This window comes from Pseudactinotalea sp. Z1748 (assembly GCF_049725185.1).
Taxonomy (GTDB): Bacteria; Actinomycetota; Actinomycetes; order Actinomycetales; family Beutenbergiaceae; genus CALKWS01.
The window spans coordinates 24,523-40,011 of record NZ_JBMPQB010000007.1; the positions used below are offsets into that span (position 1 = coordinate 24,523).

Sequence of the window (15,489 nt, forward strand, 5' to 3'; positions counted from 1 at the left end):
CGGGTCAGGCCGGCGCCGGTGAGGACAGCAGGACGTTCATCTCATCGAGCATGCTCTGCACGCCCTCCTCCGCCGAGATCAGGCCGAGCAGCGCGCGTTGCATCTCCTGGCACATCCGGTTCTGGAAGTCCGAACCCGATCCGGTGAACCAGACCGGGGGGTCCAGGAAGATCCACTCACCGGCCTCGGCGTAGTTCGCCTGGGGGCGCATCTCCTGGTACTCCTGCGACTCCACCACCTCGGTGAGCGTGGGGATGTGCCCGGCGCCGGCCCAGGCTTTGCCCTCGCGCAGGATCGCGGCCAGGACCTCATACGTAGCCCGCCGACGCTCGGGGTCGGGGCTGATCTGGCGCGGCAGGACGTAGGCGTGGGAGTCACCGAACGCCGCAGGCTGGTCATAGATGATCGGCAGCGGCACCGCCGAGACCTCGGGCACCGCACCGCGCAGGCTGTTCAACTCCCAGTCACCGGAGATGATGGCGCCGGCACGTCCGGTGTTGAAGTTGGCGATCGCGCTTCCGTAATCGCTGTTCGGTGCGGTCACGGTACCGTCCAGCATCGACTGCATGAACTCCAGGACCTCGGTGGCTGCGTCGACGTCCAGTTCGGCGGGGCGCCCGGGCGTGAGGTCGTACTCGGCACCCTTCTGCCCGTACAGTCCCCAGAACAGCCGCCACGCCTGCGCGCTGTCGTTGAGGTAGCCGTAGGCGATGCCGGTGTCCCCGGTGACTTCGGCCAGTGCCCGGCCGGCGTCGAGGAACTCCTCGGGGCTGGTGATCTCGGTGAGCAACCCGTCGTCGCCGATCAGTCCGGCCTGCTCGGCGACCGCCGGGTCGTAGAACAGGATCACCGGGTGGGTGTCCAGGGGCAGGGCGTACAACTCCCCCTCGTACAGGGCGCGCTCCCACAGTGCCGGCGGGAAGTCGGCCTCGGTGATGCCCACCTCGGCAAGCATGTCCAGATCGAACGGTTCCAGCAGCCCGCCGGGCGCGTAACCGATGAGGCGGGACAGATGCACGATCGCCGATTCCGGGGCACGCCCCCCGGCAGCGGCCATGGCCAGTTTGGTGTAGTAGGGGGCACCCCAGGCCAGCGTGGTCCGGTCGATCACCGTCTCGGAGAAGTCCCCGCGCACGTCATTGAGGATGCTGTCCATCAGTTCCCCGTCGGAGCCGCCGAGCAGGTCCCACACCCGCACCAGCGTGCCCCCGGCCGTGGCTGTGCGCACGTCGCCCGAGCAGCCGGCCAGGGATCCCGCCGCGGCCAGGGCACCGAGGCCGAGCGCACCCTGGAGGACACCGCGCCGTGAGAGCCCCGTGAGTCCGCGACCTGCCGTGGCCGGGCGCGGTGGCAACGACGCGCCGTTGTGCGGCGTGGATCTGGTCATCGACGACCTCCCTGAGTCCGCATCATCACGGGTCACTACAACGTTGCAAGTAGGGTGGCGCGGTTGCCCCGTCGTGTCAAGACCCCCAGGTGCCCGCTCCACCCACGGCCGCGTGCGGCACACTGTGGAGATGTCTCGCGCCGATTCCCCCACGCCGTGGCAGGGCCGCTCCCGCCCCGGAATCAAGGACGTGGCGGCCCTGGCGAGTGTCTCGTGGAAGACGGTCTCCAACGTGGTCAACGAGAGCGCACCGGTGCGCCCGGAGACCCGGGCACGGGTGCAGGCCGCGATCGCCGAACTGGGTTACCGTCCCACGCTCTCCGGGCGATACCTGCGCCAGGGTCGCAGCCGGATCCTCGGCCTGGCCGTGGCGGACCTGCGCCTGCCCTACTTCTCCGACCTCGCCCACGCCGTGATCGAAGCCGCCGGGACGCGTGATTACACCGTCCTGATCGAGGAGACGCTCGCCGAGGTGGAACGGGAACGCCACGCCGCCGACGGCTTCGGAGTGCACCTGTTGGACGGCCTGATCTACTCCCCCCAGTCACTGGATCCCGAGGAGATCCGCCGGGCGAGCACCACGCTGCCCACCGTGGTCCTCGGCGAACACGGCCTGGCCGAACTGGCCAGGGACCTGGCCCTGGACCGCGTGCTGATCGACAACGTCGCTGCGGCCCGGGAGGCTACCCAGCACCTCCTGGACACCGGTCGGCGAGCGATCGTGTTCCTGGGTGCCGACCCCCGCCCCGGTGCGGGCCCACCCGATCACCGGCGGCGGGGCAGCGCCAGCGGCGCGGGAAGCCTGCGGCGCGATGGCTATCTGGAGGCGATCGGTACCGACATGACGCCCACGATCCTGCCGACGTCGGTCTACTCACGCCCAGCCGGCTACGACGGTATCTCGACCTACCTGACGGAGTCGGGGACCGACCGCCTGGACGCGATCTTCTGCGCCAATGACCAACTGGCGATCGGCGCGATGGCAGCACTGCGCCAGGCCGGGCTGCGCGTGTCCGAGGATGTGGCCGTGCTGGGTTGGGACGGGTCGGAGGAGGGGCGATTCGCCAACCCGGGACTGACCAGCGTCACGCCCGATCTCAGCGCGCTGTCCGAACTCGCCGTGGACCTCCTGCTCGCCCGGATCGAGGGCAGTGCCGGTCCCGGCAAGGTCCACGTGCTGCCGCATCAGATCCACATCCGGGACAGCACCGCGCCGGCACGTTGACCGAGCACCCAGGCGGCAAATGGCTGCACGTTCACGTGGGCACGAGTATGCTTTCCGTGCAGCCCTACAACGTTGTACTGCAGTCGTTGTACTGAAGTCGTACCGAAAGGTGCATGCGATGCCCGAGCACACGCCCGCCCAGACCCACGACCACGCCGCCGTTCCCCGCCCCGAGTACCCCCGCCCGCAGATGGTGCGCCCGGACTGGCTGAACCTGAACGGCACCTGGCAGTTCGAGGTCGATTCCGGCGATTCCGGCCTGGAGCGCGGCCTCGTCGATGCCGAACTCTCCGGCACGATCACCGTTCCGTTCGCACCGGAATCCGAACTCTCCGGCATCGCCAACACCGACTTCATGGAAGCGGTCTGGTACCGGCGCACCGTGACCATCCCGTCGGCCTGGAGCGGCCAGCGGGTGCTGCTGCACTTCGGGGCGGTGGACCACGACGCCACCGTCTGGGTGAACGGCACCCAGGTAGGGCGCCACCGCGGCGGCTTCTCCTCCTTCACCGCCGACCTGCACGGGGTCGCCGAGCCCGGGCAGGAGGCCATCATCGTGGTGCGCGCCCGGGACCGGCGCCACATCCCCCAGGCGCGCGGCAAGCAGGCCACCAAGTACGCCAACTCCGAGTGCCACTACACCCGCACCACGGGCATCTGGCAGACCGTCTGGCTCGAGCCGGTCCCCCAGGTGCACCTGCGCCGTCCGCGGATCACCCCGGATGTGGCCGCACCGGCCTTCCGCGTCGTGGCACCGCTCAGCGCCAACCGGCGCGGCATGACCGTGCGCGCCGTCGTCTCCGACGCCGACGGTGAGGTCGTCACCACCCAGGTGCGCGCCGACCTGGACCTGGCCCCCGCCCTGCACCTGCCCATCCCGCCCGACCGCGTCCGGTTGTGGAAGGTGGGTGAGGGCTTCTGTTACGACGTGCGCCTGGAACTACTGGACGAAGCCGGCACCGTGGTCGACGCGATCGACTCCTACGCAGGTCTGCGTTCGGTCAGCATCGACGGCAACCGGGTACGGCTCAATGGTGAGGTCGTGTTCCAGCGGCTCGTGCTGGACCAGGGCTACTACCCCGACGGGCTGATGACCGCACCCAGCGATGCCGCCCTGGTCGAGGACATCGAGTTGTCCCTGGCGGCCGGCTTCAACGGAGCGCGTCTGCACCAGAAGGTCTTCGAGGAGCGGTTCCTGTACCACGCCGACCGCCGCGGCTATCTGCTCTGGGGTGAGTTCGCCGACTGGGGCTGCTCCGCCCAGGGTCACCGCAGCGACCATCAGCGGCCCGACGCCTCCTACATCACCCAGTGGACCGAGGTGATCGAGCGCGACTACAACCACCCCGCGATCATCGGCTGGTGCCCGCTGAACGAGACCTGGCAGGTGCTGCACGATGAGATCACCGTGCTCGATGACGTCACCCGCGGGATGTTCCTGGCCACCAAGGCCGCCGATCCGACCCGCCCGGTCATCGACGCTTCCGGCTACTCCCACCGGGTGGCCGAGACCGACGTCTACGACTCCCATTCCTACGAGCAGGATCCGGAGGCGTTCGCCGAACAGCAGGCCGGACTGGTCACCGGTGACCCGTTCGTCAATTCCCACGACGGGCAGACCATCTCCCTGCCCTACGCCGGCCAGCCCTACTTCGTCAGCGAGTACGGCGGCATCTGGTGGAACCCGGACGAAGCGGCCGAGGCCGACGGCACCGACCGCGCCGAGTCCTGGGGGTACGGACAGCGAGTCGCCGATGAGGAGGAGTTCCACGTCCGGTTCGCCGGCCTGACCGATGTGCTCCTGGATGACGCGAACATGTTCGGGTACTGCTACACCCAGCTCACCGACGTGTTCCAGGAGCAGAACGGCATCTACCGGTTCGACCGCGGCGTCAAACTCGACGTGGATCGGGTGCGTCGGGTCCAACAGCGGGTGGCCGCTGCCGAACGGGCCGACGGCGACTCCCCCGGCGCGTAGGAGCGAGCCCCCTAGCGCCGGGCCAGCGGATCGTGGCCCACGCGCAGCCACAGGTGCCGGGGGATCAACTGGATGATGCCCAGGAGCAGGTTGAGGTAGAAGTCGATCCGTTCTACCTCCTGGCGGCCGCGGACGTACAACAGGATGTCCTGGCCCTCCACGGTGATGTTGTGCCCGACCGCGTCGGGCTGCAGGAGACGGTCCATCATCCGCGGGTGGATGAAGTCGAACGGGAACTGCCCCTCCGGACCCTGGACCCGCCAGGTGTCGTTGAACGCCTTGGACTCGAACCGGATGTCCTGCCCGCCGAAGAACTTGCTGATCGCCGAACCGAAGCCCTCCGGGTTGAGCCGGAGCCAGGGCAGGGCTGCCGGGAGGTGCAGGGCCACCACGTGGAAGTGATGGGTCGTCTTGTTCTTACCGCTGCCGGTGGTGTACCGGTAACTGAAGGAGACCGCCTGCTCACCGTGGAACGTCCCGGTGAGCACCTCGTTCGCCTGCCGCGCGCGGCCGACGCCGAACGGGGGGCTGGTCCAGCGGTTCACCATCTCCCTCGAGTGTGGCTGATACGTCCAGCCACGCTGCTGGGCATAGGCCCGGATCCTCTCCTGGCGCTTACGGTTCAGGACCTGGGTGACGATCACGGCACCGACCGCGACCACGATGACGAACAGGATTGGAGCAACGTCCACCGTCCCCACCCCTTCGCTCTCAGACCGGGCGGCAGCGGCAGCGCCGCCCTGCCCGCCGGTCCTGCTTCGACCATTCCGTGCTCCTGCGGCAGGATAGCAAGGCCCGGCCGCAGGACCCGGTTGGACGAATTCGCTTGGCACACGTGGCGGCACCGGAGGATGCTGCGGTGCATGCCCAGGTTCGTGATCACCCACGCACGGCTGCCCACCGACGACGCCGAGGGGGCGCACACCGGCGTCGAAACAGGCGCCGGTGGGACGTGGGCCCGGGCCGAGCCGTCCTGGCAGATCCGCGGCATCGCCGAACTGGACCGGGACTATCTCGTGGAGGCGCTGGGCAGCGATGATCTCGCCGAGGATGCCGAGCAGATGGCGGTACGCCTGGCCAACCAGCGCGACACCCGCAAGGAGGTGCTGCTAGCCCTGGATCCCGACCACGGGCAGGATCCGGCCGCGGTGCTCGGAGCCGCCTGGCTCGAATTCCCGGCGACGGACAACACCCATCTGGCCCGCGTCTCGGTGATCGTGCGCTCGACCCACCGGCGCCGCGGCATCGGCTCCGCACTGTGGAACCGGGCGCTGCGCGGCATCCGGGGGGCCGGGCGCGCCGTGGTCACCGCGGAGACCTGCCAGCGCACCGAACCCGAAGCCGACTCCCCCGATGCGCTCGCGGCGCCGACGGGGAGCGGCCGGGTGGACGCCCGGGAACCCGGGGTGCGATTCCTGCGGGCACGCGGCTGCACCCTGGCGCAGGTGGACCGGCACTCCGTGCAGCACCTGCCCTTGCCCGACGGCCTGCTCGCCGGGCTGGGCGGGGCCGCCGCAACCCGCGCGGGCGAGGACTACGAACTCCTCTCCTGGACCGACGCGGTGCCGCAGCGCTGGCTGGCGGGGATGGCGGTCCTGCTGCGGGCGATGAGCACGGACGCACCCACCGGCGCGTTGGACTACCAGGAGGAGAACTGGGACAGCGATCGGATCCGGCACGGCGAACAGGTGCTGGCCGCCTCCGGGATGCGCTCGATCACCACTGCGGCAAGGCATGCGCGCACCGGGGAGTTGGCCGGTTACACCGAGATCCATCTCGATGCGCGCAAGCCCCAGGTTGCCTACCAGGAGAACACGGTGGTACTCACGCCGCACCGCGGACACCGGCTCGGCATGCTGTTGAAGACGACGAACCTGGACCTGCTCGCCCGCGAAGCGCCGCTGGTGCGCCGGGTGCACACCTGGAACGCCCAGGAGAACGAGCACATGCTCGCCATCAACGTCGCCCTCGGCTATCACGTCGCCTCGATCTGGGGTGCCTGGCAACTGGGGATCAGTTGAGCCCGGCGCCTGCTTGAGCGGGGCAGGGCACGCGCAGGTATCAATCTGATCACTTGTCATCTGATGCTCCTCCGGTTGTGGTTGACTTTGCGCGATGCCAAGGAGGGAGCGTGCCGTGCAGCGACGCATCGCCCCCTTGCTGGCGACCCTGTTCCTGTTCCTGGTCATGACCCCTGCGGCCGCGGCCGCTTCCATCCTTCCCGGCGGCGGTCCGGTCCCGATGAGTACCGAGGACGGCGATGCCCAGGTGCTCTTCGGCACCATCAACGACCCCGACGGCGAACCGGTCGAGGGGGCGGGCCTGACGCTGGAGCAGGCAGGCGAGGAACTGGACGAGACGGTCACCGACGGCGAGGGCTCCTGGGAACTGGAGGTGCCCGGCCCGGGTACCTTCGACGTCGTCCTGGACGTGGACACACTGCCCGCCGACCTGCAGCCCCAGCAGGAGGCCGGTGAGCGCCGCGAGGACATCCTGGTGCGCCCCGGCCGGCTGCAGACCAGGGTGCCGTTCCCGCTGATCGGGGCCGATGAGACCCAGCAGCCGGCGCCGGGCACCGAACCCCCCGAGACCGACGACGACGCTCCCGTCGATGACGCCGCGACCCCGGAGGAGGACGAGGGCGCGATCGCCACCGAGCAGCCCCGCGGCGCCTCCTTCTCCGCCCGGTTCGCGCAACTGACCGTGGAAGGGATCAAACTCGGCGCGATCATCGCCATCACCGCCGTGGGCCTGTCCCTGGTTTTCGGCACGACGCGCCTGATCAACTTCGCCCACGGTGAGTTCGTCACAATCGGTGCGGTCACCGCCTTCTTCCTGTCCACCTCCCCGGGGAACGTGCCACTGATCCTGGCCGCGGGGCTGGCGATGGTGGTCGGTGCGCTGCTGGCCGGGGCATTGGAGAAGACCGTCTGGCTGCCGATGCGAAGACGCGGCACCGGATTGATCCAGCTCTTCATCATTTCCATCGGGCTGTCCCTGCTGCTGCGCTACCTGTTGCTGGTGGTGTTCGGCTCCCGGCGCGGGCAGTACGACACCTACACCGTGCAGGCTGCCCTCGAGATCGGGATGGTGCGCATCACCCCGCGGGACCTGATTGTGACGCTGCTGGCATTCGCGATCATGGTCGGGATCGGGATCATGTTGTCCAAGACCCGGATCGGCAAGGCTATGCGCGCGGTCTCGGACAACAAGGACCTGTCCGAGGCCTCCGGGATCAACGTCAGCCGCGTGATCATGATGGTGTGGGTGCTCGGCGGTGGTCTGGCTGCCCTGGGCGGGGTCTTCTACGGCCTGACCTCAGCGGTGTACTGGGACATGGGCTTCTATCTGTTGCTGCTGATGTTCGCCGGGGTGATCCTCGGTGGGATCGGCAGCGCCTACGGGGCGATGGTCGGCAGCCTGATCATCGGGCTGGTCTCGCAGTGGTCCACGCTCTGGTTCCCGCCGGCGCTGCAGAACTTCTGGGCGCTGCTCGTGCTGATCCTGGTGCTGTTGCTGCGACCGCAGGGGATCTTCGGCAGAGCGGAGCGCGCCGGCTAGGCGCGGGAGGTCGCACATGGAGTTCATGGACATTCTTGCCAACGCACTGCGCGGGGCGATCGGGCCGGAGGCGGCGATCTACGCGCTCGCCGCGGTGGGGCTCAACCTGCACTTCGGCTACACCGGGCTGCTGAACTTCGGCCAGGTCGGGTTCATGCTGGTGGGCGCCTACGGCGTGGCCGTCAGCGTGGCCACCTGGGACCTGCCGCTGTGGGTGGGCATCCTGATCGGGATCGGGTGCGCGGTGGTCCTGGCCCTGATCCTGGGGATCCCCACGCTGCGATTGCGCGGGGATTATCTGGCCATCACCACGATCGCGGCCGCAGAGGTGCTGCGCTATCTGTACCGCTCCTCCTGGGCCGAACCGCTGACCGGCGGGGTCTACGGGCTGAGTCAGTTCGCGGGAGACTTCTTCGCCCTGAACCCCTACACCCAGTCCCTGGTGCTGGGACCGTTCTCCTTCAGCGCGCGCAACCTGTGGGTGATGACGGTGACCTGGGGGCTGGTCGCCTTCTTCTCCCTCCTGGTGTTCCTGCTCATGCGCAGCCCGTGGGGCCGGGTGCTGAAGTCGGTCCGTGAGGACGAACTCGCCGCCCGCAGCCTGGGCAAGAACGTCTACGCCTACAAGATGCAGAGCCTGATCCTCGGCGGTGTGCTCGGGGCCCTGGCCGGGGCGATGATGGCGATGCACGGCCAGACCGTGAACCCCGATATCTACATGCCGGCGGTGACCTTCTACCTGTGGGCCATCGTGATCCTGGGCGGCGCCAGCCGCATCATGGGACCGATCGTGGGCAGCATCATCTTCTGGTTCCTGCTGACCTTCCTGGACGCGCTGCTGCGGCAGGCCACCACCCAAGGCATCATCCCGTCCTCGATCCTGGCCTCCAGTGACGTGAGCGCGATGCGATTCGTGTTCGTCGGTCTGCTCCTGGTGCTGTTGATGGCCTTCCGCCCGGCCGGGATACTCGGCAACGCAGAGGAGATCCGACTCAGTGTCCGATAAGCCACGCCCCGAGTCCTCCCCGGCCCCGGACCGGACCGAGGAGGACCTCGCCGCGGCGCGCGATCAGATCCTGGACGAGCGGGAGGATCTGGTCGAGCACGAGGAGGCACGGGAGCAGGCCGGGCCCTCCTCCGGGGCCGTACTCGCGGCAAAGGCACTGGCCGACGTCGCGCCCGAGCCCGGGGTGGCCAAGCCCGACCCGATTCTGGTCGCCACCGGGATGACACGTCACTTCGGCGGACTCAAAGCCGTCGACGTGGACCACCTCGAGGTGCAGCGCGGCACCATCACCGCCCTGATCGGACCGAACGGTGCCGGTAAGTCCACCTTCTTCAACCTGGTCTCCGGCTTCGACAAACCCTCCGCCGGAAGCTGGACCTTCAACGGACAGTCGCTGCGTGGCCTGCCCGCCTACAAGATCGCCCGTCGCGGCATGGTGCGCACCTTCCAACTCACCAAGGCCCTGATGCGCCTGACCACGCTGGAGAACGTGATGCTGGGCGCCACCGGCCAGCGTGGCGAGAACATCCTGGCCGCGCAGCTACCCTTCCTGTGGCGCAGTCAGGAGCGGCAGATCGAGGCACGCGCCGATGAGTTGCTGGAGCGCTTCCGGCTCAGCCAGATGCGCGATGAGTTCGCCGGCACCATGTCCGGCGGGCAGCGCAAACTGCTGGAGATGGCCCGGGCTCTGATGGTGGACCCGGACCTGATCATGCTCGATGAGCCGATGGCCGGGGTGAACCCGGCACTGACCCAGTCCCTGCTGGGGCACATCCAGAACCTGCGCGATGAGGGCAAGACGATCGTGCTGGTCGAGCACGACATGGACGTCATCATGAGCATCAGCGACTGGATCATCTGTTTCGCCCAGGGTGCGGTGATCGCCGAGGGACGCCCAGCCGACATCAGCACCAACCCGGCGGTGATCGAGGCCTACCTGGGCAGGCGCGCCGAGCCGGCCGAGACCGGCGTGCAGGAGGAGCGATGAGCCAGGAGCGAGCCGGCGACACCGACCCGGCGGGCACGGACCAGGAGGCCACCTCGACCGAGCGGAACAGCCTGCCGGACGGCGCCATCCTGCTGGAGAGCCGCAGCCTAGTGGCCGGGTACATCGCGGAGGTGGATATCCTCAACGGTTGCAATGTGCACCTGCGCGAGGGAGAGCTGGTGGGCATCATCGGCCCGAACGGGGCCGGGAAGTCCACCCTGATCAAGACGATGTTCGGGATCGTGCCGGTGCGCAGCGGCGAGGTCCTGCTGCGCGGCCGGAACATCGTGGGGGTCCCCACTTACCGGCTCGTCGATCGGGGCGTGGGGTACGTGCCCCAGAACAACAACGTGTTTCCCTCCCTGACCATCGAGGAGAACCTCCAGATGGGGCTGTACCTGCGGCCCCGGGAGTACGAGGAGCGGTACCAGGTGGTGACGGACCTGTTCCCGGTGCTGCACGAGCGTCGCCGCCAGCGCGGCGGCTCGCTGTCCGGGGGCGAGCGGCAGGTGGTCGCCATGGGACGGGCCCTGATGACCGACCCGCAGGTACTCCTCCTGGACGAGCCCTCGGCGGGGTTGTCCCCGATCATGCAGGACACTGTCTTCGAGGCCGTGCAGCGGATCAACTCCGCCGGTGTCTCCATCCTGATGGTGGAGCAGAATGCTCAGCGGTGCCTGCAGTTGAGCGACCGGGCCTACGTGCTGGATCAGGGCCGGGACGCCTACACCGGCACCGGGCAGCAACTGATGCACGATCCCAAGGTGATCGAACTGTATCTGGGAACCCTGGGCCGTACCGGCGACTGAGGCGCCCCGGACCCGACCCACGAGGCCGCTGCGGCCATCGGCGGCCCTCGGCGTGCCCGTCCCGGCACACCGCCTGGCCCGGACCGCCTTGGGCCCGGGCCAGGCGGTACCGGTCTGTTACTCCGCCGGAGCGGACTCGACCACCTCGATGGTGGACAGGGTGCCCTCGGAGTCGTAACCGTAGACCTCGATCGACGCAATGCCGGGCTCACCGGATTCGGTGAAGTCCAGCGGACCGGAGACGCCGTTGTAGTTGATCTCCTCACCGTCGGCGAGTAGATCGCGGCACTCGGCGAAGGACGAGCAGTCCGTGCCGTCGCGGGTGACGTCGATCAGGTGGGGCTGGAAGTCAGCCGGGTTGGTCGAACCGGCGGCCTCGGCGGCCAGCGCGATCACCGTGACGCAGTCGAAGACCTGTGGGGCGAACTGGGTCTCGTCCAGGTCGGCGAATTCCTGCAGGTTGTTCAGGAAGTCGGCGTCCTCCGAGGAAGCCGGGGCGGTTCCCTTCATCCCGTCCAGGATGCCCGGGTCGTTGGAGTCCACCAGGTTCGGCAACTCGTTGCTGCGCATCCCGTCGGCACCGTAGAACCCGATATCCTGCGGGGTCAGCCCGCCCTCGATGATGCCCTGGGCGATCTGGGCGCCCTGCTCGAAGGCGATGATCACCACGGCGTCCGGATCGGCCGAGACCACCGACTGCACCACACCGGTGAACTCGGTGGCGTTGCCGTCGAAACCCTCGCTGGAGATGACGTTGGCGCCGCCGCCCTCCAAGGCTTCCTGGGTAGCGTTGGCCAGGCCGACGCCGTAGTCATCCTCCAGGTGCACGATCACCACGTCGCTGTGGCCGTCATTGATGACCGTCTCGGCCAGCACCGGGCCCTGCAGGGCATCGGAGGGCGCGGTCCGGATGTAGAAGCCGCCGTGGTCGTAGTCGGTGAACGTCGGTGCGGTGTTCGACCCGGAGCACTGCACCACCTCGTCGCTGGTGATCCGGTCGATGATCGCCAAGGACATGCCCGAGGCCGCGGCACCGATGATCGCGTGCGCACCGTCGGCGAGCACGCGGTCCGCGGACTGGCTGGCGATGGCCTGGTCCCCGCCCTCGTCACCGGCGATCGCATCGGGCAGTTCCGTGCCGAGGACGCCGCCGGCGTCGTTGATCTCCTGGATCGCGAACCCGGTCGCGGCGATCTGCGGCGGTCCGAGGAACGCCAACGGCCCGGTCTCGGGTAGTACGTAGCCGAACTGCAGCGGTTCGACATCGGCCCCATCGCCGTTGCCGGCGTCCCCGTTTCCATTCCCGTTACAGGCCGCGGCCAGCAGCAGCACGGCCGCAACCGGTGCGAGTGCCCTCTTCGTGGAGCGCTTCATTGTTTCTCCCGAACGTGTCAGGGCGCGACCCTCGCACCCGAGTGCATCATGGTGACACAGTGACGTGGAGCACATGGGGCTATTCCGTGCGATGAGACCAACCTGTGACGTGATTGAGACGATTCTGCTCGATTCGCGGTCCCGGCCGGCTCGATCGCTGGCGGCGCGGGCGTGGCATCGGCCGCCTACTCAGAACCGGATGATGCCGCCGGCGTCCACCCGCACGGTGACGAGCACCCCCGGTTCGAGGGGCACGATGCCCTCGGCGACGGCCCGCTGCAGGCCCCAGTCAGGTATCTGCACCACGGCGGTGGTGCGACCGCGGGCAAAACCCACGCTGACCACCTCGCCGCGGAGGCGGACATCGTCGGCATCGCGCAGGCTCGGCCCTGGCCCGGACCTGGTACCGGTGCCGCCGGTCTCCTCCGCAGTCTCCCCGTTCTCGACCGGCTCCAGGCGCAGCGCCTGGGGCGAGAGACCGAACCTGGCGCCGTCGGCTCCGGTGACGAGCCGGTACCCGAGGAACTCCGCGACCTGCGCATCGGCCGGAGCCGCCCACAACTCCTCGGGGGTACCGACCTGCACGATCCGCCCCTCCATCATCACCGCCACCCGGTCGGCCACGGTGAACGCCTCGTCGTGGTCGTGCGTGACGTACAGGGCGGTCGTGCCGGCCCGGCGGAGGATGTGGTGCAGGTCCGCGGCGAGCCGTTCCCGCAGCGCCCGGTCCAGCGCCGAGAGCGGTTCATCGAGCAGCAGCAACCGGGGCTTCGGGGCCAGGGAGCGGGCCAACGACACCCGCTGGGCCTGCCCGCCGGACAGGCTCGCCACCGCCCGGTCCTGGTAACCCGGTAGGCCGACCAGGTCGAGGAGTTCGCGTACCCGCTGCGCCCGTTGCGTCCGCGGCATCCGCTCCATCTGCAGGCCGAAGGCGATGTTGCCGGCCACGTCCCGGTGGGCGAAGAGCTGTCCGTCCTGGAACATCAACCCGAACCCGCGCCGATGCACCGGCACGTCACTCAGGTCCGCCCCCTCCCAGCACACCCGGCCGCGATCGAGTGGCTCCAGGCCGGCCACCCCACGCAACAGCGAGGACTTGCCACAGCCGGAGGGCCCCAGCAGGGCGACCACCTCCCCCGGCGCCACCTGCAGGCTCACCCGGTCCACCGCCGTCGTCCGCGGTTCCCGGACGCCGTAGCGGACCACGGCGTCATCGATGGTCAAGGACATCTAGAACTCACCCGTCCGTTCCGACCGCAACCGTTCGGCCACTCCCATGATGGTGGCGGTCAGCAACGCCAGCAGGACCGACGCGGCCAGGGCCATCCCGTAGTTCTCCGCACCGGGGCGCCCGATCAGCCGGAAGATGACCACCGGCAGGGTGGGTGCGTCGGGGCGGGCCAGGAAGGCGGTGGCGCCGAACTCCCCGAGGGAGACGGCGAAGGCGAATCCGATCGCCAGCCCGAGCGATCGCACCAGGAAGGGCCCGTCGACGTGGGCAAGCACCCGGCCCGGAGAGGCGCCCAGCACCGCGGCGCTCTCGCGCTGGCGCGGGTCGATCGCCCGCAGGACCGGCAGGACCGTGCGCACCACGAGCGGGATCGCTACCACCGCCTGGGCGATCGGAATCAGGATCATCGACGTGCGCAGGTCCAGCGGCGGCCGGTTCAACGTGATCAGGAACCCGAAACCCACCGTCACCGCCGACACCCCCAAGGGGAGCATGAAGAGGGTGTCCAGTCCCCAGACCGTACGTCGGACGTGCACGTTGCGCGGCCGGCGAGAGACCACCAGCGCCACCAGTGCGCCCACCACCACCGCGATCACGGTGGCATCCACAGCCACACGCAGGGAGTTCGCGGCCGCGTCCCATACCGTCACGGTGAGCGCGTTCGGCCCGCCGGTGCTGCCCAGGGCCACATAGTTGTCCAGCCCCCACGCGCCCGACGGCGTGCGCAGCGAGCGCACCACCAGCGTGGCCAGGGGTAGCGCGAGCAGGCCCACGATCACCACGGCGGTCACCGCGGCCGCCGGAAGATCAGGCCCCGGGCGGCCCCAGCGGGCGGCAAGCCGGCCTCGACTTCGAGCCGTATGGCCGAGACCGACGGTGCGGACACTCGACTTCGCCCATAACCCTCGCTCTCGACGATGCGGCACGGGCTGCCACAGCCGCAGCCGGCGTGCCTGGTGCTGGGCGCCGTGTAGTTTCAGGGCCGCCTCCCGCCGAGCCCGGGCACGGGAGAAGGTGATGAGCGCGGCGGTCACCACCGATAGTTGCAGTACCGAGAGCACCGCGGCGGTGCGCAGGTCGAGGAACTGGGTGGTCTGGATCCAGATCTCGGTCTCGATGGTGCCGAACCGGATCCCGCCCAGCACCAGCACCACTCCGAACGCGGTGGAGCAGAACAGGAACACCACCGAGGCGGCGGAGGTGATCGCCGGGGTGAGCGCCGGCAATGTCACAGACCAGAAGGCGCGCGCCGGGGAAGCGCCCAGGGCCCGGGCGCTCTGCTCGGTGCGCGGGTCCAGACGCTCCCAGAAGCCGCCCACGGTGCGCACCACGATCGCGTAGTTGAAGAACACCAGCGCCAGCACGATCGCGGTGAAGGTGCGGTCCAGGCCGAGGAACCCGAGCGGGCCGTCAGCGGCCAGCAGCGCCCGGAACGCCACCCCCACCACCACGGTGGGCAGCACGAACGGGATCGTGATCAGCGCCCTCAGGATCCGTTGGCCGCGGAAGGTGCGCCGGTACAGCACATAGGCACCGGGGACGCCGAGCACCACCGAGAAGACGGTGCCGAGCACCCCCAGCGCGATCGTGAGGAAGAGGATCCGCCAGGTGCGCGGGCGGGCGAACACCTCGGTGAAGCCGCTGAGGTCCCACGAACCGTCCGGCACGAAACCACGCAACACCAGGGTGGTCACCGGCCAGGCGAAGAAGATGGCCAGGAACACCAGCGGCACGGCGGCCGCGAGCACCCACACCCCGCCTCGCAACCACCGTGCCATCCCCAGGACCCCTCCTACTCGGCGGCCCGCGGCCGACCGGGTGACGCAGTGCGCAGACCCACCCGGACGGCAGCGCAACGCCGAGCCACGCAGACCCGGACCCGGCCGGGCCCTACCGGATCGGGCCGGGCCGAGCCGGGGCGTGCCGGGCC

General features: G+C 69.2%; 12 protein-coding genes. 7 read left to right on the forward strand and 5 right to left on the reverse strand.

Annotated elements, in window-relative coordinates; translation table 11 throughout:
* Positions 1-4: 4 nt before the first annotated feature.
* Entirely contained in the window at positions 5-1,387 is a 1,383-nt protein-coding gene (locus tag ACO0LU_RS14915) for an extracellular solute-binding protein (RefSeq protein WP_424792143.1), read from the reverse strand.
* A gap of 130 nt (positions 1,388-1,517) precedes the next feature.
* Here ACO0LU_RS14915 and ACO0LU_RS14920 point away from each other — a divergent pair, with 130 nt between their 5' ends.
* Positions 1,518-2,612 carry a LacI family DNA-binding transcriptional regulator gene (locus ACO0LU_RS14920; protein WP_424792144.1) on the forward strand — a complete coding sequence of 365 codons (1,095 nt, stop codon included), beginning with the start codon at positions 1,518-1,520 and terminating at the stop codon, positions 2,610-2,612.
* Between the two features lie 118 nt (positions 2,613-2,730).
* Complete coding sequence (locus tag ACO0LU_RS14925) at positions 2,731-4,590, forward strand: glycoside hydrolase family 2 protein (RefSeq protein ID WP_424792145.1); 1,860 nt, start codon at positions 2,731-2,733, stop codon at positions 4,588-4,590.
* A gap of 11 nt (positions 4,591-4,601) precedes the next feature.
* Here the strand turns inward: ACO0LU_RS14925 and ACO0LU_RS14930 are convergent, their stop codons facing one another.
* Positions 4,602-5,282 (reverse strand): hypothetical protein, encoded by a 681-nt coding sequence (locus ACO0LU_RS14930; RefSeq protein WP_424792146.1) that lies wholly within the window; start codon positions 5,280-5,282, stop codon positions 4,602-4,604.
* 171 nt (positions 5,283-5,453) lie between these two features.
* Between ACO0LU_RS14930 and ACO0LU_RS14935 the strand changes: the two genes are divergently transcribed.
* The 5 genes from ACO0LU_RS14935 (at position 5,454) to ACO0LU_RS14955 (ending at position 10,954) form a co-directional block, all read left to right on the forward strand.
* Positions 5,454-6,611, forward strand: a complete 1,158-nt coding sequence (locus ACO0LU_RS14935) for an N-acetyltransferase family protein (protein ID WP_424792147.1) — start codon at positions 5,454-5,456, stop codon at positions 6,609-6,611.
* A gap of 115 nt (positions 6,612-6,726) precedes the next feature.
* Complete coding sequence (locus tag ACO0LU_RS14940) at positions 6,727-8,151, forward strand: branched-chain amino acid ABC transporter permease (RefSeq protein WP_424792148.1); 1,425 nt, start codon at positions 6,727-6,729, stop codon at positions 8,149-8,151.
* Between the two features lie 16 nt (positions 8,152-8,167).
* The gene (locus tag ACO0LU_RS14945) at positions 8,168-9,157 is read left to right on the forward strand and encodes a branched-chain amino acid ABC transporter permease (protein ID WP_424792149.1); all 990 of its coding nucleotides are present in this window, start codon (positions 8,168-8,170) and stop codon (positions 9,155-9,157) included.
* Positions 9,158-9,245: 88 nt separating this feature from the next.
* Positions 9,246-10,145 carry an ABC transporter ATP-binding protein gene (locus ACO0LU_RS14950; RefSeq protein WP_424792280.1) on the forward strand — a complete coding sequence of 300 codons (900 nt, stop codon included), beginning with the start codon at positions 9,246-9,248 and terminating at the stop codon, positions 10,143-10,145.
* Positions 10,142-10,954: an ABC transporter ATP-binding protein gene (locus ACO0LU_RS14955; protein ID WP_424792150.1), complete on the forward strand. Its 813-nt coding sequence runs from the start codon at positions 10,142-10,144 to the stop codon at positions 10,952-10,954. Before ACO0LU_RS14950 ends, ACO0LU_RS14955 begins: the two co-directional genes overlap by 4 nt.
* A 117-nt stretch (positions 10,955-11,071) precedes the next feature.
* Here the strand turns inward: ACO0LU_RS14955 and ACO0LU_RS14960 are convergent, their stop codons facing one another.
* The 3 genes from ACO0LU_RS14960 to ACO0LU_RS14970 form a co-directional block, all read right to left on the reverse strand.
* On the reverse strand, positions 11,072-12,328 hold the full coding sequence (locus tag ACO0LU_RS14960; protein ID WP_424792151.1) for an ABC transporter substrate-binding protein: 1,257 nt from the start codon (positions 12,326-12,328) through the stop codon (positions 11,072-11,074).
* A 189-nt stretch (positions 12,329-12,517) separates the two neighbouring features.
* Positions 12,518-13,558, reverse strand: coding sequence for an ABC transporter ATP-binding protein (locus ACO0LU_RS14965; RefSeq protein ID WP_424792152.1), 1,041 nt, complete (start codon positions 13,556-13,558; stop codon positions 12,518-12,520).
* Positions 13,559-15,337 (reverse strand): ABC transporter permease, encoded by a 1,779-nt coding sequence (locus ACO0LU_RS14970; protein ID WP_424792153.1) that lies wholly within the window; start codon positions 15,335-15,337, stop codon positions 13,559-13,561.
* Positions 15,338-15,489: the final 152 nt, after the last annotated feature.

Coding starts and splice junctions, on each gene's coding strand:
- ACO0LU_RS14915 (WP_424792143.1), bottom strand. CDS start 1,387: ATGACCAGATCCACGCCGCACAACGGCGCGTCGTTGCCACCGCGCCCG.
- ACO0LU_RS14920 (WP_424792144.1), top strand. CDS start 1,518: ATGTCTCGCGCCGATTCCCCCACGCCGTGGCAGGGCCGCTCCCGCCCC.
- ACO0LU_RS14925 (WP_424792145.1), top strand. CDS start 2,731: ATGCCCGAGCACACGCCCGCCCAGACCCACGACCACGCCGCCGTTCCC.
- ACO0LU_RS14935 (WP_424792147.1), top strand. CDS start 5,454: ATGCCCAGGTTCGTGATCACCCACGCACGGCTGCCCACCGACGACGCC.
- ACO0LU_RS14945 (WP_424792149.1), top strand. CDS start 8,168: ATGGAGTTCATGGACATTCTTGCCAACGCACTGCGCGGGGCGATCGGG.
- ACO0LU_RS14955 (WP_424792150.1), top strand. CDS start 10,142: ATGAGCCAGGAGCGAGCCGGCGACACCGACCCGGCGGGCACGGACCAG.
- ACO0LU_RS14960 (WP_424792151.1), bottom strand. CDS start 12,328: ATGAAGCGCTCCACGAAGAGGGCACTCGCACCGGTTGCGGCCGTGCTG.
- ACO0LU_RS14965 (WP_424792152.1), bottom strand. CDS start 13,558: ATGTCCTTGACCATCGATGACGCCGTGGTCCGCTACGGCGTCCGGGAA.
- ACO0LU_RS14970 (WP_424792153.1), bottom strand. CDS start 15,337: ATGGCACGGTGGTTGCGAGGCGGGGTGTGGGTGCTCGCGGCCGCCGTG.